Annotated in this window: 16 protein-coding genes; 4 read left to right on the forward strand and 12 right to left on the reverse strand. The window is 65.8% G+C overall.

The features are described from left to right. Nucleotides 1-71: 71 nt before the first annotated feature. The 3 genes from DOM56_RS13700 to DOM56_RS13710 form a co-directional block, all read right to left on the reverse strand. The gene (locus DOM56_RS13700) at nucleotides 72-605 is read right to left on the reverse strand and encodes a PRC-barrel domain containing protein (protein ID WP_110603144.1); all 534 of its coding nucleotides are present in this window, start codon (nucleotides 603-605) and stop codon (nucleotides 72-74) included. A 121-nt stretch (nucleotides 606-726) separates the two neighbouring features. After that, nucleotides 727-1,602, reverse strand: a complete 876-nt coding sequence (locus tag DOM56_RS13705; RefSeq protein WP_110603146.1) for an AEC family transporter — start codon at nucleotides 1,600-1,602, stop codon at nucleotides 727-729. Between the two features lie 109 nt (nucleotides 1,603-1,711). Then, entirely contained in the window at nucleotides 1,712-2,731 is a 1,020-nt protein-coding gene (locus tag DOM56_RS13710; protein WP_110603148.1) for a zinc-dependent alcohol dehydrogenase family protein, read from the reverse strand. A gap of 147 nt (nucleotides 2,732-2,878) precedes the next feature. Between DOM56_RS13710 and DOM56_RS13715 the strand changes: the two genes are divergently transcribed. Then, nucleotides 2,879-3,790 (forward strand): LysR family transcriptional regulator, encoded by a 912-nt coding sequence (locus DOM56_RS13715; protein ID WP_110709665.1) that lies wholly within the window; start codon nucleotides 2,879-2,881, stop codon nucleotides 3,788-3,790. A 213-nt stretch (nucleotides 3,791-4,003) separates the two neighbouring features. Next, nucleotides 4,004-5,680 (forward strand): multidrug ABC transporter permease/ATP-binding protein, encoded by a 1,677-nt coding sequence (locus tag DOM56_RS13720; protein WP_110709667.1) that lies wholly within the window; start codon nucleotides 4,004-4,006, stop codon nucleotides 5,678-5,680. A gap of 25 nt (nucleotides 5,681-5,705) precedes the next feature. Here the strand turns inward: DOM56_RS13720 and DOM56_RS13725 are convergent, their stop codons facing one another. From DOM56_RS13725 to DOM56_RS13745, 5 genes are all read right to left on the reverse strand, one after another. Beyond that, the gene (locus DOM56_RS13725) at nucleotides 5,706-6,626 is read right to left on the reverse strand and encodes a TIGR03915 family putative DNA repair protein (protein ID WP_110709669.1); all 921 of its coding nucleotides are present in this window, start codon (nucleotides 6,624-6,626) and stop codon (nucleotides 5,706-5,708) included. A 26-nt stretch (nucleotides 6,627-6,652) separates the two neighbouring features. After that, on the reverse strand, nucleotides 6,653-7,912 hold the full coding sequence (locus tag DOM56_RS13730) for a putative DNA modification/repair radical SAM protein (protein WP_110709672.1): 1,260 nt from the start codon (nucleotides 7,910-7,912) through the stop codon (nucleotides 6,653-6,655). A gap of 119 nt (nucleotides 7,913-8,031) precedes the next feature. Beyond that, on the reverse strand, nucleotides 8,032-10,044 hold the full coding sequence (locus DOM56_RS13735; protein WP_110709674.1) for a RecQ family ATP-dependent DNA helicase: 2,013 nt from the start codon (nucleotides 10,042-10,044) through the stop codon (nucleotides 8,032-8,034). Beyond that, on the reverse strand, nucleotides 10,041-11,792 hold the full coding sequence (locus tag DOM56_RS13740) for an MFS transporter (RefSeq protein WP_110709677.1): 1,752 nt from the start codon (nucleotides 11,790-11,792) through the stop codon (nucleotides 10,041-10,043). The genes DOM56_RS13735 and DOM56_RS13740 overlap by 4 nt, the downstream gene beginning before the upstream one ends. A 146-nt stretch (nucleotides 11,793-11,938) precedes the next feature. After that, nucleotides 11,939-12,706: an ATP-binding cassette domain-containing protein gene (locus DOM56_RS13745; RefSeq protein WP_110709679.1), complete on the reverse strand. Its 768-nt coding sequence runs from the start codon at nucleotides 12,704-12,706 to the stop codon at nucleotides 11,939-11,941. A 251-nt stretch (nucleotides 12,707-12,957) separates the two neighbouring features. On the opposite strand from DOM56_RS13745, the gene DOM56_RS13750 reads away from it, so the two are divergent. Together DOM56_RS13750 and DOM56_RS13755 are read left to right on the forward strand one after the other, a co-directional pair. Further along, nucleotides 12,958-14,196: a hypothetical protein gene (locus DOM56_RS13750; protein ID WP_232822299.1), complete on the forward strand. Its 1,239-nt coding sequence runs from the start codon at nucleotides 12,958-12,960 to the stop codon at nucleotides 14,194-14,196. After that, nucleotides 14,193-14,660, forward strand: coding sequence for a GNAT family N-acetyltransferase (locus DOM56_RS13755; protein ID WP_110709682.1), 468 nt, complete (start codon nucleotides 14,193-14,195; stop codon nucleotides 14,658-14,660). The genes DOM56_RS13750 and DOM56_RS13755 overlap by 4 nt, the downstream gene beginning before the upstream one ends. 18 nt (nucleotides 14,661-14,678) lie before the next feature. Here DOM56_RS13755 and DOM56_RS13760 read toward each other — a convergent pair whose 3' ends face one another. The 4 genes from DOM56_RS13760 to DOM56_RS13775 form a co-directional block, all read right to left on the reverse strand. Continuing rightward, nucleotides 14,679-15,191 (reverse strand): RNA polymerase sigma factor, encoded by a 513-nt coding sequence (locus DOM56_RS13760; RefSeq protein ID WP_110709685.1) that lies wholly within the window; start codon nucleotides 15,189-15,191, stop codon nucleotides 14,679-14,681. A gap of 164 nt (nucleotides 15,192-15,355) precedes the next feature. Further along, the gene (locus DOM56_RS13765) at nucleotides 15,356-17,893 is read right to left on the reverse strand and encodes a GNAT family N-acetyltransferase (RefSeq protein ID WP_110709687.1); all 2,538 of its coding nucleotides are present in this window, start codon (nucleotides 17,891-17,893) and stop codon (nucleotides 15,356-15,358) included. Between the two features lie 52 nt (nucleotides 17,894-17,945). After that, nucleotides 17,946-19,268, reverse strand: coding sequence for a lysine N(6)-hydroxylase/L-ornithine N(5)-oxygenase family protein (locus tag DOM56_RS13770; protein WP_110709690.1), 1,323 nt, complete (start codon nucleotides 19,266-19,268; stop codon nucleotides 17,946-17,948). Beyond that, a complete protein-coding gene (locus tag DOM56_RS13775) occupies nucleotides 19,262-20,830 on the reverse strand; it encodes an aspartate aminotransferase family protein (RefSeq protein ID WP_198655782.1) in 1,569 nt (522 codons plus the stop codon). Before DOM56_RS13775 ends, DOM56_RS13770 begins: the two co-directional genes overlap by 7 nt. Nucleotides 20,831-20,880: the final 50 nt, after the last annotated feature.

The raw sequence follows: 20,880 nt of genomic DNA on the forward strand, positions 1-20,880 counted from the left end.
ATCGCCGCCCCAACGAAAAACCGCCGACCCAGGGTCGGCGGTTTTTTTGCGACTGTGGATCCGAGTCGGGATCAGTTGTTGTCGATCGCGTTGCTGGCGTCGTTCAGCAGGTTCGACGTGGCGGCCTTGGTGTCTTTCCAGGCGCTGGAGGCGCCTTGCTTGGTGTTTTCCCATGCCTCAGCCGCCTGGGACTTGGCATTCTGCCACCAATCGTTGGTGTACTCGGGCTGCTGTTTCAGCGCATTCTCGTCCATGTCGAGAACGACACGATATTCGATGTTGTCGAGATTCTCGTCGTGATCGGTTTCGACGGTGAAGTTACCTTTCTCGACCACGAAATTCTTGTCGCCCATATCCAGCACGCCGCCGGCTTCGACGACCAGCGCCTGAACACTCATGTCGTCGCCCAGCAGGATGTCCTCGACATCGCCGATGTCGTCGTTCGGCTTGCTGGACAGAAAGACATCGGCGTCCATCAGCTCGTCGGCAGAGTAGAGACCCTGCGCGCCCTGCGTTTCCTGGGCCGTCGCGGCCTGGGTCATCATCATGCTGCCGGCTGCCAGTGTGGCCACGCCGAGTGTCTGCTTCCATGACAGAGTTTGCATCTACGTCTCCTTGCCTTGCGGCTTCGTTGGCATGCAACTACCTGTAATCCATTAACTTTTGAAGATTACACTTTGTAATGTAGCTGTTCGTTGCGCATTTGCAAGCGAGTGGCCGACGCCGCTACAGCATGAAGGCCAGTTCCAGCGGCAGGTAGACGAAGGCCAGTAGCGTCGAGCAGAACACCAGGCTGGCGACATACTCGGGTTCACGGCGTGAACGTTGGGCAAACAGGTAGTTGTAGACAGCGACCGGCATGCTCATCTGCAGCGCCACGGCGCTGGCGGCGATCGGTGGCAGGCCGAGCCAGGCGGCGATGGCGAAGGAGAGCGCCAGCGCAATGGGCACACGGCAGAGCGTGAACAGGAAGCCGGAGGAGAGGCTGCGGGCCTGGATGCTGGCCAACGAGACGCCGAGCGTGATCAGCATCAACGGGATCGTCAATCCGGAGAGCAGGTGCACGGTGTTGCCGAGCCATGCCGGCAGAGACATGCCGGTCAGCATCAGCGTCAGAGAGATCGCGATGCTGTAGAGCGTGGGGTTGCGCAGCAGCGTCTTCCAGGGGTTGCCACGGGTCGCCATCATCATGCCGACGGTGAACTGGATCAGCGCATTGGCGACCCAGGCCGTCATGGCGAACGTGAAGCCCTCCTTGCCGAAGGCGTAGAGCGCGACGGGCAGGCCCATGTTGCCGGCGTTCGGGTACATCATCGGCGAGATGATGACCTGCCAGGGTTTGCGCAACAGCCTGGCGACCCCCAGACTCGCCAGCGCCATGCCGGCGAGCACCAGGAAGGTGGTCGCGAGCGTACGCCAGAAGGTATCCGGATCGACCTCGGCATTGGCCAGGGAGGCCAGGACCAGCGCTGGCGTGCCGATGTTGAAGACCAGCTTGGTGACGAACTCGGTGGGATAGCCGTAGCCCAACCGGATCCAGCCGAACCCGATGCTCGCGCCAACCAGGACGGGGGCCATGACGGCGAACAGTTGAGCGAGCATCGAAGGTCCTTGAGCGTGATTGCGACGAAAGTGGAAGCGGTATTGTCGTCAATCCGTCACGGGGCTGGCAATGCACGATTGCCAGCCGGTCGCGTGCCTGGCCGGGCGATCACTCCATCTCGACCACGATCCGGCCATGGTGATTGGCACAGGTTTCCAGGTAGCGATGCGCTTCGGCGATCTCCGCGAGCGGGAAACGGTGGTCGATCTGCGGCTTGAGCTCACCCGTGCGGGTCATGCGGTCGACATCGGCGATGGCTCGCTCCAGCGCTTCGCGATTCTGGGGAATCCCCAATTCGGGCTTGCCGCTGAAATTGGAGAGGCAGTGCACGTGGAACTGGATGTTCTTGCGGAACGCCGCCTGGGCCGGGAATGTGGTCTGGTTGCCGCCCAGCATGCCGTAGAGGAGCAGCCGGCCGCGAGGTGCCAGGACATCGCCCAGCAGGTTCATCTGGGGGCCGCCCAGCGCATCCAGCACGATGTCGACGCCGTGGTGATCGGTCAGCTTGTCGATCCGGGTGGCGAGATCCTGCGTCTCCGTATGCACCACCGCCGAGGCGCCGAGGGATTTCAGGTAATCGACAGCCGCCTCGTGGGGGGTGGCGGCGATCACCCGGGCGCCCAGCGCCCGCGCGACCTGCACCGCGTAAGGCCCGCCGATATGGCAGGCGCCAGTGATCAGTACCGTCTCGCCGGGCTCGAGATTGGCGACCTCGCGAAATCCCAGCCAGGCGACCAGCGACGGCACGTAATGGACGCTGGCCTCGCTCGGCGACAAGCAGTCGGGGTAGGCGATGAGCGCCTCCGCCGGTAGCAGCGCGCGCTCGGCGTGTGCCGTATACTGGTTGGGGTCGAATGCGGGGATCGAGGCGACACGATCGCCTGGCGAGAAAGCGCTGACGCCTGGGCCGACGGCGATGACCTTGCCGGCCATCTCGGTGCCCGAGCCGGCCGGCAGATGGGCCAGTGTCGGTGCCATGTTGCGCCGCCACATGACATCCTGCCAATTGATGCCGAGCGCTTCCGTCTCGATCAGGACCTCCCCGTTGGCGGGGTGCGGATCGTCGCGTTCAATGATTTCCAGAACGTCGGCGTCGCCGAAGCGTTGAAACTGTATTGCACGTGACATTGTGCACCTCAATGTATCCAGGGCTTGTCCTCGACTCTATCGACGATGGAGGACAAACACTATGCTCAAGGATCGATAGTGGCTATAACGCCTATCGATACGGCATCCGCGACGAGGGTCGATGCCGCCCGCCGAGGGGAGACATGAATGAATCGTAGTGACCTGCGTGGGGTGGACTTCAAGCTGCTGGTGGTATTCGAGACCCTGATGCAGGAGCGCAGTGTTTCACGCGCTGCCGAGCGGCTGTTTCTGGGCCAGCCTGCCACCAGCGCCGCGCTCTCCCGGCTGCGGGACGTTTTCGGTGATCCGCTGCTGGTGCGCACCGGGCGCCAGATGGTGCCGACCGCCCGCGCGGAGCAGATCTACGAACAGCTGCAGCCGGCTCTCGACGCAATCTCCAACGTCCTCAGCAGCACCAGCGAATTCGATCCGGCGACCAGCGAAGCGGTGTTTCGGGTCGGGTTCAGCGATGACATCGAGTTCGCCCTGCTTCCGGCGCTGCTCAAACGGCTGCGGACCGAGGCGCCGGGGATCGTGCTGGTGGTGAGGCGTGCCGACTTCCACCTGATGCCGCAACTGCTCAATACCGGCGAGGTGACGGTGGCTGCCGGCTATGCGCGAGATCTGCCGGCCAACGCCAAGCAGAAGATCCTGCGCCACAGCCGCGCCAGGGTACTGCGGGCGGACAGTCGCCCCGGTGCGTTGACCCTCGACGCCTATTGCGAGCGGCCCCACGCCCTGGTTTCGTTCGATGGCGATCTCAACGGCTATGTCGATGACCTGCTCGCCGAGCAAGGGCGCAAGCGTCGCATCGTGCTGGCGGTGCCGCAGTTCAACAGTCTGGCCTCGCTACTGCGGGATACCGACATGGTTGCCACCGTGCCCGACTACGCCGCCGAGGTACTGGCGGCACAGGGCGGGCTGCGTGTGGACGAGCTGCCGCTGGAGCGCCCGCCATCGCCGTTGAGCATGGTGTGGCAGAGCGTCTACGACAACGATCCCGCGGAACGCTGGTTGCGCTCACGCATTCAGATGATGTTCTCCGACGAAGAGGCGTGAGCACCGCCCGCGCCCGGGGCGGGGCCGACATGGCTTGACTTCGTTAGTGAAGATCAGAATCATTCGCGCCTGCGGTCAGCCGATCATCTCGGCGCCGAATGCCACGCTCGATGCCCTGGCCGGCGCACCGACCACGCCTCTCGCCGACCCACGGCGATCGGGACGTCGTGCCAGGCAGTCCACTCGAGCCCCATTGCCGGCCAGGGAGCCCGAATGGAACTACTGCGCGTCGTCTTTCGTCACTATCGCTGGCCGTTCATCGGCGTCATGCTGCTCAGTCTGCTGAGCGCGGCGCTGGGGATCGGCGTCATCGCCTTCATCAACCACTACCTGATCGTCACCGAACCGGGGGGCGGTGACATCAGCGCGGTCACGGCCCTGCTGCCGTTCATCGGGCTGGTGGCACTGCTACTGGCGGTGACGCTGGGGTCGCAGCTGGCGTTGACGACGCTGGGGCACCACTTCGTCTATCGCCTGCGCGGTCGCCTGATCAAGCGCATTCTCGATACCGATATCGAACGGCTCGAGCAGCTCGGCAGCGCCCATCTGCTGTCGTGCCTCTCCAGCGACATCCGCAACGTGACCATCGCCTTCGTTCGCCTGCCGGAGCTCGTCCAGGGGATCGTCATCACGCTGGCCTCCGTCGGCTATCTGTTCTGGCTCTCGCCGCCGCTGCTGCTGGTCACCGCCATCTGGATCGCCGTGACCATGCTGGTGGGATGGTGGCTGGTATCGAAGGTCTATCACCATATTCGGATCACCCGCGCCACCGACAGCCGGCTCTATCAGGACTACGAGACGATCATCCATGGCCGCAAGGAGCTGGCGCTCAATCGCGATCGCGCGCGTCATCTGCTGGAGGAGGTCTACGGCGCCGACGCCCGGACCTATCGCGATCACATCATCCGCGCCGATACCTATCACCTGAGCGCCGGCAACTGGACCAACATCATGATGCTGGGTGCCATCGGCGTGGTGTTCTTCCTCGCCAATGGCCTGGGCTGGTCCAACACGGCCGTCGCCGCGACGTTCTCGCTGACGCTGCTGTTCCTGCGCTCGCCGCTGATCCAGGCCGTCGGTGCCACGCCGACGCTGATCACCGCGCAGGTATCGTTCGACAAGCTGCGCGAACTGGCGCTGGCGGAGTACCGCGAGGCGTTCGACCTGGTGGAGACGCACAGCGAGTGGCAGGTGCTCGAGATGCGCGACATCCGCTATCGCTACCCGGCCAGGGCGGGGCGGGACGGCTTTGCCGTCGGGCCGATCAACCTGCGCCTGGAACGGGGCGAACAGGTCTATCTGATCGGTGGCAACGGCAGCGGCAAGTCGACGCTGGCCAAGCTGCTGACCGGACTCTATCGACCTCACTCCGGAGAGATCCGTATCGACGACGAGATCATCGGCGAATCGGACTGGCACCGTTACCGCCAGCGTTTCTCGGCGGTCTACACCGACTTCCACCAGTTCGACCGGCTGATGGGGCCGCGTGGCGGCAGTGCCGATCCCGCGCTACTGGAGAACTGGCTGCAGACCCTGCAACTGGCGAAGAAGCTGCAGCTCGACGACGGCAAGGTGCTCGACACCGAACTCTCCCAGGGGCAGCGCAAGCGCCTGGCGCTGCTGATGGCGCTGGTCGAACAGCGACAGATCCTGCTGCTCGACGAGTGGGCCGCGGATCAGGATCCGCAGTTCCGGCGCGCCTTCTATCGTGAACTGATGCCGCGCTTCCGTGAACTGGGCATCACCGTCTTCGCCATCAGCCACGATGATTACTATTTCGCCCACGCCGACCGGCTGCTGGAGATGCGCGAGGGTCATCTGCGCGAATTGACGGGCGACGAGCGCGAACTGGCCAGCCGGGATGCGGTGGCGCGGATCGGTACATCCTGACAGCCCGGACGGCGTCACTCGTCGTCTAGTCGTCGTCGCCCGAGGGTGAGCGGGGAAGGGTGGGCCTGCCGCCCGGGAGCGCCTTGCCCTTGCGCCGGCCCACGCTGCTCTCCTGGGCCAGGCGCTGCCCGCCATGGCGGGCCTTGGCCTCCATCACCGGAATCAGATCGCCCTCGCTGAGGTGACGCCAGAACCGCTGCGGCATGTGCTGGGTCATGACCCTGTGGTTGAGGCGCGCGGGGTTGAAGGTGCTGACGAAGTAGGTCCGCCACAGGGCGTGCTCCTCGTCGGCGTTGGCGCGTTCGGCGGCCGTTCTGGCTTCGTCGGTCCACTCCCTCGGGCAGGGCGTGCGATAGTCCAGCGCCGAGCCGTCCCAGCCTACGCCGCCACGGGGAGTGGCGATGATCCAGCGTGAACCGCCCATGCGGTCGGCGAAGTGCTCCGCGCCCAGGTCGAGCACGTCATGGGCGGGCTCGAACCAGGCGAGATAGCGCTCACCTCGTCCATCGTCGCAGCGGTGGAAGCGCAGGAAGGCATGCATGTGATGCGCTTCCCGCTTGACCGCGTGCCAGCGCTGATGCAGCACGCGGCCATCGACGTCGGCGGGATGCATGGCCGCGGCGTCGCCCCGGGCCCATCGCCACAACACCCGGTAGAGCAGTGGCCAGCGCGGTTGGTCGTGGCCCTCCGCACGATAGCGCGCAGCGTTGCGCAGCAGCGTCAACTGATCGCGACCGATCCGGATCGGCGCCGGCGGCGGGCCTGGCGGCATGGACGGCGGCTCCTGCCAGGAGAACAGGTCGTCATGACTGGCGTTGCCATCGTGCCAGGTCACGCTGGCCGGTGGCACGCCGAGGTGAAGCAGCCGACGCGCCTGGGTGCGCCACTCGTCGAAGTCGTTGGCCCAGGCAGCGGACGAGGTCGGGCTCATCGAGGCGTTGGCCATGGCGGGATCTCCTGCGGAACGCGGCCCTACCACAACGCCATCTGCGCCGGCTGGGGCTGGGTCAGGCTCTGGCGCAGGCGAGCGCTGTCACCCTGGGCATCGGTGGGGCGGTAGTCCTGGGTCACCACGAAGGGCCGCAGGGTCTCCAGGCGACACCGCAGCGCCACCAGGTCCTGATAGCGGATGCGCCGCAGTCGCCGCAGATCAACCAGTCGTTGCACGCTGCGCAGTCCGATGCCCGGAATGCGGGCGATCATCGCCGGCTCGGCGCGGTTGAGGTCGACCGGGAAGTCGTCGCGGTGGGCCAGCGCCCAGGCCAGCTTGGGATCGATCTCCAGGTCCAGGTTGCCCGGTGCATTCAGCAACTCCTCGGCCTGGAAGCCGTAGCCGCGAATCAGGAAGTCGGCCTGGTAGAGCCGATGCTCGCGCAGTAGCGGCGGTGCGGCCTGGGGTAGCCCGGCGGGGCGCTCCGGGATCGGGCTGAACGCCGAGTAGTAGACCCGCTTGAGGCGGAAGTCGCGATAGAGATGCTGGGCGGACTGGAGGATGGTGCGGTCATCGGTGGCATCGGCACCGACGATCATCTGCGTGCTCTGGCCGCCGGGTGCGTAGATTGGCGCCATGCGCTTGGGGTTGGCGCTGCGCGGCAGGCGTTTCGCGTCCCGCTGAGCGTCGTCGTTGGCGGCATCGATACGCTGGCGCATGTGCCCCATGGCCGAGTGGATGGTGCCGAGCTCCTTTTCCGGGGCCAGGGTCTTGAGGCTGGTCAGGGTCGGCAGTTCGATGTTCGCGCTCAACCGGTCGGCGTAGCGGCCGGCTTCCTCCAGCAGCCTGGGGTCCGCTTCGGGGATCGCCTTGAGATGGATATAGCCGCGAAACTGATGGGTCTCGCGTAGCAGCTTCGCCACCTGGATCAGCTGCTCCATGGTGTAGTCGCTGGAGCGGATGATCCCGGAGCTCAGGAATAGCCCGCTGATGGTGTTGCGACGGTAGAACGACAGCGTCAGGCGGACGACCTCCTCCGGCGTGAATCGCGCTCGCGGCACATTGCTCGAGCGTCGGTTGACGCAGTACTGACAGTCGAACAGGCAGAAGTTGGTCAGCAACACCTTGAGCAGCGAGACACAGCGCCCATCCGGGGTGAAGCTGTGGCAGATCCCCATGCCGTTCGACGAACCGAGCCCCGCCTTGCCGCGCGATGAGCGCTTGGGCGCGCCGCTGCTGGCGCAGGAGGCATCGTACTTGGCGGCATCGGCGAGGATGGAGAGCTTGTCGATCAGTTCCATGCGGCAATCCTGTGACCCATCTCGAATACTGTCTGGATATACAGTATTCGAGATTGTCGAGATCGACAAGGTGGATTGCCGAATCAGAGGCGGGCGTCGACGCTGGAGAGGCTAAGCGCTCAGCCTGGTTGGGCGATCCGTTTCTCGATCCACGCCCTGACATCGGGGTAGGGGCGCTGCTCGTGGACGCCGAAGCCGTTCAACTGCCGCGCCTTGAGTGGCGTGAACACCGGCATCGACAGCCCGCACAGGAAGTGGGCGATGCGCTGCGCGCCGGGCGATGTCCCGAGCTGCTCGCGGTGGCGTTCGATGAATGGCCCGGCCTGGCGGGTGAAGTCGGCATCGGTCAGCTCGGGCAGTGCCGGTGCCTCCGGCAGACGCGCGACATGGCCGTGGCAGACCGAGCAGTGGCCGCAGCCTTGGTCGGCCTGGGGCTGCTCGAACCGGGTGTCGCCGAAGTAAGCGGCGAGTCGCCGGGTCAGGCAGGTCTCCGATTCGAACAGCTCCAGCATGGCCTGGAGGCGGTCGATCTCCGCCTGCTCCCGGGCTTGGCTCTCCGCCAGCAGTCGATCGGCGAGCGCGTCGATATCGAATTCGGGTTGGCGGACCTCGTAGACATCGGTCATGCGTTTGCCTTCCAGCACCACCCAGCCCTTGTCCTGGAAGTACTCCAGGGCGGCGATGACCCTCGAGCGCGAGGCATCGATTCCCGCGGCGGCACCGGCCTGATGGAGTCGCTCGAAATCCACCGTGCCCCAGGTCCTGGCGACGGCGATGTTGTCGACGAGCAGGCGAACGAAGTCGGCGCGCTCGCCTTCGAAGCGCGCGATCAGGGCGGCGGTGTCGTCGAGATAGCGCAGTCGATACTCGGCCAGGTAGGCGAAGCGGGGCGCGATGACGCCATGCATCTCGAGCCGGACCAGCAGCGTCTTCAACGGCAGCAGCCGGACGTTGCTGTCGCGGGAGAGCGTGTTGAGCAGCACCGGCCATTGGCGCGCCGGCTGCCGGCCGGCGTCGGCGATCTCGCCGAGCACGTGGCGGATACCCTCGCGCTCCGGGGTGTCGCCGTAGACGAAGTTCTCGAGCACCCGAAGGCCGTCCCGACCGGCCAGCATCAGGCAGCGCGACGGTTTGCCGTCGCGTCCGGCGCGGCCGATCTCCTGGCTGTAGTTCTCGATCGACTTGGGCAGGTCGTAGTGGATGACGTTGCGGATATCGCCCTTGTCGATTCCCATGCCGAAGGCGATGGTAGCGACGATGCAGGGAATCTCGCCCTCCATGAAGCCCTGCTGGATCCGGTCCCGGGTCTCGCTGTCGAGGCCGGCGTGATAGGCGCGCGCCGCAAAGCCCTGGTTCGCCAGCGCCTTCGCCACCGACTCGGCGGTCTGCTGCAGCGTGACGTAGATGATGGTGGGCGATTGCTGTTGTGATGCGCGTTGCGGCGCCAGCCATTCGACCAGCGCGGGGAGGCGGCTGTCGGTCTCGACCGGCTGGACCAGCAGCTCCAGGTTGTCGCGATAGAAGCCGGTGGTGACCACATCGTCTTCGGCGATGGCGAACTTGGCGCGCATGTCGTCGATCACCGCGGGGGTGGCGGTGGCGGTCAGCAGCAGCGCCTGGGGGATGCCGAACTCGCGCTGGTAATCCGGCAGCTTCAGATAGTCGGGCCGGAAATTATGGCCCCACTCGGAGATGCAGTGTGCTTCGTCGATGACCAGCAGCGAAATCGCCACCTGACGCAGGAAGTGACGAAAGCGCTCGTTCTTGAGCCGCTCCACCGACACCATCAGGATCTTGAGCTCGCCGCGCCGGGCGCGCTCCATGATCTCGCGGGCGGTGTCGCGATCCTGGGTCGAATCGAGGCTTGCGGCCGCCACGCCATGGCGCTGGAGAAAGGCCAACTGGTCCTGCATCAACGCCAGCAGCGGCGAGACCACCAGCGTGAGATGCGGCAGATGCAGCGCCGGCAACTGATAGCAGAGCGACTTGCCGGCGCCGGTGGCGAAGATCGCCGCGGTGGAGCGACCGGCGATGACGCGCTCGACGACGGCCTCCTGGCCGCCGCGAAACTCCGCGAAGCCGAACACGTCGAGCAGGGTTTCGCGGGCGCTCTGGATGTTCGCCTGGGTCATGTTCTCTCCTGGGGCCACGGCGCGGTCACCGCCAGCGATTGGGCGTCGGCCGACTCCTCGGCGGGCGGTTCGGTCTGGTGGGGCGTCAACGACGGTTGGGCGTGTCGCGACGAGCGATAGCTGACGCCGTGGCGCAGGCGCGGCGCCTCCGGACCGCTGTGCAGCGCGGTGACCCGGTCGATGATGGCGCGGTCGGCCAGGGTCAGTCGATCCAGCATGCGCAGGTGCTGCAGCCAGTTGGGCACCAGGAAGACCTCCTGCCACAGGTCGCGATCGACGACATCCCGATAGAGCGACCAGCGCTTGGCGCCGTTGCGCAGCCGTAGCCGGCGCAGCGGACGGACGGCGCGGGCGAATTCCCGCAGATGGTCACCATCGATGCGGTACTCGACGGTCACCATCACCGAGCCCCGCGCCGGGTTGAACTCGAAATCGGGCTGATCGGTGTGGGCCTCCGGCGCCTCGACCAGATCGCCGGCGTCCAGGTTCGGCAGCTTGGAGGGAAGCAGCAGCAGCGCCGAGACGATCAGCAATCCGCCGGCCAGCATCAGCGCCATCTGCACGCCCAGCCCCTCGGCCAGTTGTCCCCACAGTAGCGAACCCAGGGTCAGCCCGGCGTAGAGCGCGGTCTGGTACAGCGCCAGCGCCCGCGCCTTGACCCAGTCCGGGACCAGGATCTGTACCGAGGAGTTGTAGGAAGCCACTGCCGCGATCCAGCAGCTGCCGCCGACGATGAGTGCCGGGAACAGCACCCACAGCGTATCGAGCCCGCCCAGCGCCAGCATTACCAGCCCCAGCAGCATGGCGGAAAAACTGATCAGCCGGCTGCTGCCAAGACGCTGGCGGGCCCGGTTGACCAGGGTGCTGCCGGCGATGGCGCCGACCCCGAGGCCGCCGAGCATGTAGCCGTAGAGCGAGGCGCTGCCGCTGGGATGCTGATGGGCCAGTAGCGGCAGCAGCGCCCATAGTGCGCTGGCGGAGATGCCGAAGATGAACGAGCGCATCATCACCAGCCGGGTGACACTGGAGTACTGCACGAAATGCAGCGCCGCCTTGACCCCTTCCCACAGCCGCTCCGGCGGCAGCGACTTGGGCAGTACGGCACGCTTCCAGCGCCACAGCGCCGCGATCAACCCGCAGAAGCAGAGCACGTTGAGCAGGAAGATCCACGACGGTCCCACTGCCGCCAGCAGCAGGCCGCCGATGGCCGGGCCGATGGCACGGGCGGCGTTGTAGTTGACGCTGTTGAGCAGCACGGCGCTCGAGACCAGGTTGCGCGGCACCTGCTCGTTGACCGCGGCCTGCCAGGCCGGCGTGGTAATCGCGCCACCGATCGAGACGCACAGAATCGAGACGATCAGTAAGGTCGGTGAAAGCAGATTCAGAAACGCGATCAGGGTAACGAACACGCCGCCCAGGACCTCGATGCCCAGCCCGAACAGCATCACCTTGCGGCGATCGTAGTTGTCGGCGATCACGCCGGTGACGATCGACATCAGTACCAGCGGCAGCGCCGCCGCGACCTGGATCATCGCCACCGCCACCGCACCGCCGTCGTTCGAGGTCACTACCCAAGCCGCCGCCACCGACTGCGCCCACAAGCCGAGGTTGGCGAACAGGTTGGCGATCCAGATCATCCGGAAGGCGGGGACGCCCAGCGGGGCGAAGGTGCTGACATCCGCCGGGCGTGGCGGCGTCTGCTCGGGTTCGAGGGTCAGGTCGCTCTGGCGGGAAACGGGTTGCAGCATGACAAGCTCGCAGACAGGAGGCGAATCGGAAGGCAAAGCCTGGAGATTAGCATCCTTGGTCCGCCTGCGAGGGTCCAGTGCTATCGCTAACCGGCAAGCCCCATGTCAGGAACGATGGGTATCATGGTGACAGCGACGATGGCCGTCTACTGCAGTACCGCGATGGGACAGGCGTCGGCGGGGTGGTTCATGACCCGCATGGGGATGCCGTAGATGGCTTCCAGGTTGGTATCGTTCATCATGCTGGCGGGCGCGCCTTCGGCAAGCAGCTTGCCGCTGTGCAGCGCGACCAGGTGATCGCAGTAGCGCGCGGCCATGTTGACGTCGTGGAGCACGATGATCACGCCGAGACCCAACTCGCGACAGAGCTTGCGCACCAGCGCCAGCACTTCGACCTGATGGGCGATGTCGAGCGCGGCAAGCGGCTCGTCGAGCAATAGGTAGCGGCTACCCTGGGCCAGCAGCATCGCCAGCCAGACCCGTTGCCGCTCGCCGCCGGAAAGGGTATCGACCAGGCGGTCGGCGAAGGCTTCGGTGTGGGTCAGGGCGATGGCACGCTCGATCTGCTGATGGTCGTGGCCGTTGAGGCGGCCCAGCAGGCCGTGCCAGGGGTAGCGGCCGAAACCGATCAGTTCGCGGCAGGTGAGGTTCTCCGCGCTGGGCAGATGTTGCGGCAGGTAGGCGACGTGGCGGGCGAACTCGCGAGGCTTCCAGTGCGACAGCGGCCGGCCATCGAGCCGGATGTTGCCCTGGCTCACCGACTGTTGTTGCGCGAGCAGCTTCAGCAGTGTCGACTTGCCGGAACCGTTGTGCCCGATCAGGCCATAGACCTGGCCTTCACCGAAGGTGAAATCGATGGGAGAGAGCAGCGCCTTGCCCGCAATCTCGAAGCTCGCCGACTGGACTTCGAACATGGCCGGGGCAACCTCGCGGTGAGTGGTGGGTCACGTGACGGAATGCAATCCTAATTCAAATACGAACGGTTATCAAAGACAGTTGTCGCCGTTTATCGTCTGGCGGCTTCCCCTGGCTGCCGACTAGCCGTCCCCGAGGAGTGTGAATCCACGAAGAGAAGCGTGAATTCATGAAGAGAAGCGTGAATTTATGAAGAGGGGCGTGGACCCATGAAAAGATGCGTGAATCCGCGAATAAGGAGCGTGAGCCCGTGAAATTGTGGTTGTCGATCTTGCTGTTCGCGCTCGTCGGCGCGGGCGTGCTGTCCGCCGTTGCCTCCCACGAACCGTTCGAACCGCGGATGGTGAAACTGGAGACGCAGCGGGCCCTGCCGTCGCTGGCCGACGGGCTGGTCGGGGAGTCGCCGGAGATCAATGCGCTCTTCCTGAGCTACGCCGACGAGCCGGCACTGTGGACCAGCGCCTGGCTCGCGATCCAGAACCACGGCGATCTGGCGCGATCGGCGCTGCTCGAGTACGGCCTCGATCCGGCATTCCAGCGGGTGCTGGTGCGCTACGGTGCGGATGCGGTCCTGCCGGTGATCTATTACCGCGATCACGATATCGCCACGCTGCGGGCGCAGCACTGGGTGGGCACCAACTACCGTGCGGCGAGCGAGCGGTTGGCACGTTGGTGGAGCGATGACGCGCGTGATACCGGCGCGGGCGTCTCTTCCGACCAGGGCCATAACGAGAGCCAGGCCGAGGCCGCGATCCCAGGGGAGAGCGACAAGGCCGACACATCGCTGACGCCGGCCCGCCGCGGGCAGGTCGCCATCGCCATTCTCGATGCCAAGGGCCACGATTTTTTGCAGCAGTTTGTGGTCGATCCTGACGGCGAGGTGCAGTGGCTGCAGAGTGAGCGCCTGGTGAGCGACCTCGGTGATCTCTTCACCAGCGGGCTGCGCGACCTGGAGAGCCAGTGGCGACGCGGCGACGCGATCGGGGTGGCCGATATCGGCTGGGCGGGTGTCGACCTGCTGGTGATGGCTAGCGCGGTCAAGGTGCTGCGGGCCGGACGTGCGGTTCGGGTGGGTGCGGCCGCCGAAGGGCAGGGCGCGCGGGCCGCCGGACGTGGCGTGCTGGCCGGCGGCGGACGCTTCGTCAATCTTTCGCGGGCCGCCAAGGTCGCGGCGATCACCGGCACGGCCTATGTGGTCGTGCGGCATCCCAGTCTGGTCAGCGCGCTGGGTGCCAACGTCTCGCGGTGGCTGGGCTGGCCGGTATGGCTGGGGCAGTTCCTGCTCTGGTTGGTGGCGCTGTTGCCGCTGCTGATCGTCGTCCGGTTCGTCTATCGCTGGTTGCTGGCGCCGCTGCTGTGGCTACTGGTGCCGTTGCTGAGAGCGACCTCGAGAACGCCGCGATGGCTGCTGAAAAGGCAGCGCTCGCCTGGCGATGGCACACTGCAGACTCGACCGGAAAACGATGCGAGAACGGATCCCACGTTATGAAACACGAAGCCTGCGATGACAACGAAGCGTATCGCCTGGTCCTCGAACCGCCCGATATCGAGACCTATATGCGGCTTCGCCGCGAGGCCGGCATGAACCCGCGCAGTGCCGCCGGTGCCGAACGCGGCCTGCCCGGCAGCCTGTTTGCCGTGCAGGTCGTCCATCAGGGGGAAGAGGGGAACGAGACGGTGGGCATGGGCCGCGTCGTCGGCGACGGCGGTTGCTTCTACCAGGTGGTGGATATCGCCGTGCAGCCGGCACACCAGGGGCGTGGCCTGGGCAAGCGGATCATGGCCGAGATCCGCGCCTATATTCTGCGCGAGGCGCCGGAAAACGCCTTCGTCAGCCTGCTGGCAGACGGCGAGGCCCACCGGCTCTACGCCCAGTTCGGTTTCGAGCCGACGCATGCCATCGGCATGGCGTGGTATCCCGACCGAGCCGGCCATCGGTCGGCCGAAGGCTGACTGGCCGATCACCGGGCCTCAGTGGCGTGGCTCGCCGTCCAGCATCTCCAGCTCGTCCTGGCAGCGGGTCACCGCCTGGGCGATATAGCGTCCCGCCATACGCTCCGAGACGCCGAGGCGCTGGCCGATCTCGCGCTGGGTCAACCCTTCCAGGCGATGCCAGATCAGTGCCTGGCGCAGCTGATCGGGGAGCGCGCCCAACGTTCGCGTGAGCTGATGGACACACTGCCGCTGGCATACGTCCGTCTCCGGGCAGACGCGCGGACAGACCAGTACCGGCTCCAGCGCATCGATGGCGATCAGTTCGGGGTGCTGGCGGCGCCGATGATCGATCAGCAGGTTGCGAGCGATACGGAAGAGGTAGGCGCGCGGATTGTCGAGCACCCGGCGCACCGGAGCGTCGAGCAGACGCAGGTAGGCGTCATGACAAAGATCGGCGGCCTGGTCCCGTGAACCCAGTTGACGATCGAGAAAACCGAGCAGCTCGTGGTGATGCCGACGGTAGAGGGATTCGAACATTGCTTCGCGCATGATGGCGGCCCCGAGGGCAGAACGACAAAAGTGCCGCGATCATGGCAAAAATGAGAATCATTAGCAATAAGTAGTGGTAGCCATAAGCCTTAGCCGGGCCCCATGGGGTGCCCGGCCGCGATTTGGTTTTTCGGTGGGTTCATGGCCTATGACGTGAATTGGTCCTAGGTCGATGCCAGCCGCCTCTTGCGCTCGTCAGGGTTCTCTTGCGGGCCGTCGGTTGTGGGCCGATAGGCGGCGATGGGATTGACCAGCGTGCCGGCGAACTGCAGGTTCTTCGACGGATCGGCCAGATCGATCATCTGGCGGTTGTTGCGCAGCTGTAGACGATTGAGGCACGACAGCGTGAACTCGGGCGCGAACAGGTCGAAGCGCGCGAACTTGTCGGCGAATTGCGGATGACGGCGCTGGTAATCGATCACGCACGCCGCCACCAACTGCCAGAAATCGTCCTCATGAAGCTGGTTCGAGGCCACCAAGATCTCGGCGAGGAAACGGAAGAAGCAGTCGAACAGGTCGGTGAAGATCGACAGGATCTTCAGGTGCTCCGGCACCTCCACCGCAATGCGGCGGGCCGCCTCCGGCAGCGACTGGCCGTTGTCGAAGATGCCGGTCTCCTCGCCGATGTCCTTGAGGATCGCGCCGACCGGCAGGTGATCCTCGAGCTGCAGGATCAGGTTTTCGCCGTGGGGCATGAACACCAGGTCATGGGCATAGAAACAGTGCAGCAGCGGTGTCATGTAGGCCGCCAGATAGCGCCCGATCCAGGCTTGGGCGCCGACGCCGGAGGCGTCGATCAGAGCCGGCAGCAGCGCATCGCCATCGGCGTCCCGGTGCAGCAGCGCAGCCATGGTCGTCAGCCGCCGATGGGGCGCGATGCGGGTATAGGGGCTCTCCCGCCACAGGCACGCTAGCATCTTCTGATACGGACTTTGCTTGTCGGTAGCGGCCTCGAAACCGGCGTGGTGATAGCCCAGCGTGGCGACTTCACGCAGTACGCCGAACCCCTGCGCCTGCAGTTCCGGGTCGCTTGCGACCAGGTTCTCGACCCAGGCATTGATGGCCGGCGTGCCGCGCATGTAGTGGGGCGACAGCCCGCGCATGAAGCCCATGTTGAGGATCGACAGCGCGAGCTTGACGTAGCGTCGCCGGGGCCGCGAGACGTTGAACCAGGTCCGGATCGACTGCTGGGCGCGGTAATCGTCGTCCGCCTCGCCGAGCAGCACCAGGCGCTGCTCGGCCACTTCGCCGGCGAAGGTGATCGCCAGCTTGTGGCGCCATTGCCATGGGTGGACCGGCATCAGCAAGTAGTCATCGGGATCGAGCCCGAGCGCCCGCAGCCGGTTGGCGAAACGCTCGCGAACGGCGGCATCCAGCTCCTCGGCGAACAGGGTCTCGGCATCGAGGCCTTCGATGGCGCTGTACTCCGTGCAGTGGCGCGCGGCGGCCAGCCACAGCGGGCGAATCGCGGCGCCGGCTTCCGGTGCGTAGCGGTGATAGTCCTCGATATCGAAGCCGATCCGGCCGCTGTTGGCGACGAAACAGGGGTGACCTTCGCTCATCGCTGTCTCGAGGGTCTGGAAGTCGGCCAGTGCGAGTTCGGCGGCCGGCGGCACGTCACGGCCGAACTTGTAGGCCATGCCGGCCAGGGTACTGGCGATCTCCTCCAGATAGGTGGGCAGATTGTCGGAATCGATGCCCAGGCGCGCGCGGCACTCGAGCAGGAACTGCGCCACGTCCAGCGGTTGGGAGGCGTCGTCGCGCGTCTTGGCCAGCGTTCCCTTGTCGATCCACCAGTGATCCAGTGCCATCCGCCGGGCACGGAATCGATAGCAGATATCGTCGCTATCGGTGGCGAGGGCGTAATCGGCCCAGCCGTTGGCGTCGATCTCGGTTTCCGCGACCGGCTGCAGCAGTCGCTCGTGGGCGAACTCGCTGATCGCCTTGCACAGCAGGTCGCGGTTGGCGCGCCGCCAGCGATCGGGCCGCAGGTGGGCGCTGGCTTCGCCCGTGGCAGTGTCGCGGCGCCGCGAGGCGTGCAGCGACTCGAACCGCTCGCGGGTGCAGAAGCCCAGGCGGGCGGTCTTCTCCGCCAGCCGGATCTCGCCCGCGTAGACGAATCCCGCCCGGCGGTTGAGCGGGTGGATCCTGTCATTGGTGACGTCCGGTTCGACGACGATGCGGCGCGTCCCCGGATCGCTGAACAGGAAGGCCACGATGGTATCGATCACGGCCTGACTGAAGCCGTGGATCGGCACGGCCGCCGGCGCTTTCGGCGCGACCAGGAAGTGCATGCCGCGGTCGCCGGGCTGGACGGCGTACTGTTCGCTGACCGGATCCTGGCGGGGATCGTAGCACTCGACCAGAAACGCCGGCTGGCCGTCACGCAGGCCGATGAACGCCTGGGCGCCGTCGCTCTGCTGCATCTCCCGGTAGAAGGCGGCGACCTGATCCTGGCTGTCGCCATTCATGCCCCAGAAGCGGGCGCGGTCGCTGCTGACCCAGCCGTATACGAGCTCAAGATCCTGATCCAGCGCGAGGGGGCGAAGGGCGAGGGTGCCGATGCCCGGCCAGTCGCGACGAAAGCGAACGTGGGGCGAATAGAGGCTGCTGGACGAGGCGGCACTCGTCTCGAAATCGATGGTGCTGCCCGTGGCGTCGTTCACTCCGGCGGCGGGCAGCCGGCTCTGTGGTAGATTCATGCGTCTCTCTCCTGACGGCAAACGGAAATGGCAAATCGGCGCGCGACAGCGGTCATGCCGTGGCTCGCTGGGGCTGGAATACGCGGTCGTCGGGTGCGCCGAAGTCCTGGAAGGTAAAGCCGCGCTCCACGGGATAGACCTCGCGGCCGGCCAGTTCGCGGATGATGCAGGCGTTGCGGTAGCACGCCATGCCGAGATCGGGGGCGACCAGGCCGTGGGTATGCAGCTCGGCGTTCTGGACGAAAATGTCGTCGTCGGTGCCGATGCCGTAGTAACGGCCCACCGCATAGCGACCGGCGCTGTCCCGGCGGATCCGGTCCTCGATCGGGGCGAGGAAGGCCGGGGTCTGCGCCGCGTAGCCGGTGGCCAGGATCACGCCCTCCGTCTGGTGTTCGAAGCGGCGATCCTGCTCGGTCTGGGTGAAGGTCAGGTCGAAGCGGCGATGGGCGGCATCGAAGCGGCAGCTCTCGAGCTGGGCGCAGGTCAGCAGGTGGGTGTCCACCTGGCCCTGCAGGCTCTTGGTGTAGAGACGGTCGTAGATGGTGTTGATGAGATCGAGATTGATGCCCTTGTAGAGCCCCTTCTGCTGGCTCATCAGCGCGTTCCGGGTTGCCTCGGGCAGGGCATGGAAATAGTCGATGTAATCCGGCGAGGTCATCTCGAGCGTCAGCTTGCCGTACTCCAGCGGGAAGAAGCGTGGCGAGCGGGTGACCCAGCTCAGGGTATAGCCGTGGGTGTCGATCCCCTCGAGCAGGTCGAGATAGATCTCGGCGGCGCTCTGGCCGCTGCCGACGATGGTGATCGCCGACTTCGCCTGCAGCGCGGCCTTGTGGTCGAGATAGCGGGAGGAGTGCACCACACGCTCCGCCACCGGCTGGCAGCACGCCGGAATCAGCGGCTCGTTGCCGGTGCCCAGTACCAGCCGGCGGGCGCGGTAGATGCGATTCTCGTTCTTCCGGGTATCGCGGCAGCGGATGCGATAGCACTGCTCGGCGTCGTCGTAAGTGATGCTCTGGACATCGCGATGGAAGCGCAGCGACTCGAGCTGCGTGGTGACCCACTGGCAGTACCGGTTGTATTCGCTGCGCAGCAGGAAGAAGTTCTCGCGAATGTAGAAGTTGTAGAGTCGCCCTTGGGATTTCAGATAGTTGAGGAAACTGAAACGGCTGGTCGGGTCGGCCAGCGTGACCAGGTCGGCCATGAAGGGGGTCTGCAGGGTGGCATCCTCGAGCAGCAGCCCGGGGTGCCAGTCGAAGCTCGAACGGCGCTCGAGGAACAGGCCGTCGAGATCGTCGATTGGATCGGTCAGGCAGGCGAGGCCGAGGTTGAACGGCCCCAGGCCGACGGCGATGAAGTCGTAGATGCGGCTCAGCATGATGACTGGCTCCAGACGAGGGATGGACGAGAGGTCGACGCCAGCGATTCGCCGACCCGGGCGATCTCCGCCACCAGCGCCACCAGCTCCTCGAGGCGGGTCATGGGGTTGAGCAGCGTGAACTTGAGATGGAAGCGGCCGTCGACCCGCGTACCGGCGACGACCGCCTCGCCGCGTCGCGACAGCGTCTGGCGGATCTGCTGGTTGAGCGTGTCGAGATCGCTGTCGTCGTCCACGCCGCCGGGACGGTAACGGAAGACCAGCGTGCTCAACGCCGGCGGCAGCAATACCTCGATGTCGTCTCGCTGGCGCATCGCCCGGTAGGTCTGCCGCGCCAGCTCGATCACTTCGTCGAGATAGTCGCCCAGGCGCTCGGCACCCAGCGTGCGCAGGGTCATCCAGAGCTTCAGGGCATCGAAGCGTCGTGTGGTCTGCAGGCTCTTGTTGACTAGGTCCGGGGTGCCTTCCTCGGCCTGGTCGCGGGGGTTGAGGTAGTCGGCGTGATAGGTGATATGGCGCAGCTGGCGGCGGTCGCGAACCAGGCAGGCGCTGCAGCTTACCGGCTGGAAGAAGGTCTTGTGGTAATCGATGCTGACCGAGTCCGCCTGCTCGATCCCGGCGAGCCAGTGACGGTGTCGGCGGGAGAGCAGCAGCCCTCCGCCATAGGCCGCGTCCACATGCAGCCAGATGCCGCGCTGGCGGCAGCGTTCGGCGATGGCGGGGATCGGGTCGATGCTGCCGAAGTCGGTGGTGCCTGCGGTGGCGACGATCGCAAACGGAATCAGCCCCGCCTCGTCGCACTCGTTCAGCGCCGTCTCGAGCGCCCCGATATCCATGCGCTTGTCGGTGTCGCTCGGTACGGTAATCACGGCGTCGTAGCCGAGGCCCAGCAGCGCGGCCGCCTTCTGGACGCTGAAGTGGCTGACCTCGGAAGTGAGGATGCGTAGCTGGCGGTAGTTCGGGGGGAGCCCGTGATGGCGATTGCCGGGGTGTCCGGGCATCGCCTCGCAGGCGCTGTCGCGGGCGATGCTCAAGGCCATCAGGTTGGACTGGGTACCGCCGCTGGTGAACACGCCGTCGGCGTCCTCGCCGAGGCCGACACGCGCCGCCGTCCAGTCGACCAGTTTCTGCTCGATCAGGGTCGCGCCGGCGCTCTGGTCCCAGGTTTCCACCGCCGTGTTGAGCGGCGTGGCGATCGCCTCGGCCAGGATCGATGGCAGCGTGATCGGGCAGTTGAGATGCGCGACGTAGCGCGGGTGGTGGAAGTAGACGGCGTGATCGAGATAGAGCTGCTGCAGCTCGTCGAGGCTGGCCTCGAGATCGTCGAGCGGCCGGTCGAGATCGATCGCCTCGAAGGCTGGCTGCAGTTCGCGGGGCTCGATGCCGCTACAGGGATTGCGGGCGCGGGTCAGGGTGTCCCGGACCCGCTCCACGCAGCGCTGCATGCCACTGCAGTAGGCCTCCAGCGCCTGCTCGTTGAACAGCGCCGGCGGTTCGTCCCGGCCGTCGGGTCGGGAGTGTCGTAGCACAATGGCGGGAGCAAGCTCCGTGTCGTATCGCATGGCAGATCCTCCTGATTGCCTCACTTCGGCGCCTGGGTCGATGGCCGGAA

It is taken from the genome of Salinicola sp. CR57, from assembly GCF_003206585.1.
Classification (GTDB): domain Bacteria; phylum Pseudomonadota; class Gammaproteobacteria; order Pseudomonadales; family Halomonadaceae; genus Salinicola; species Salinicola lusitanus.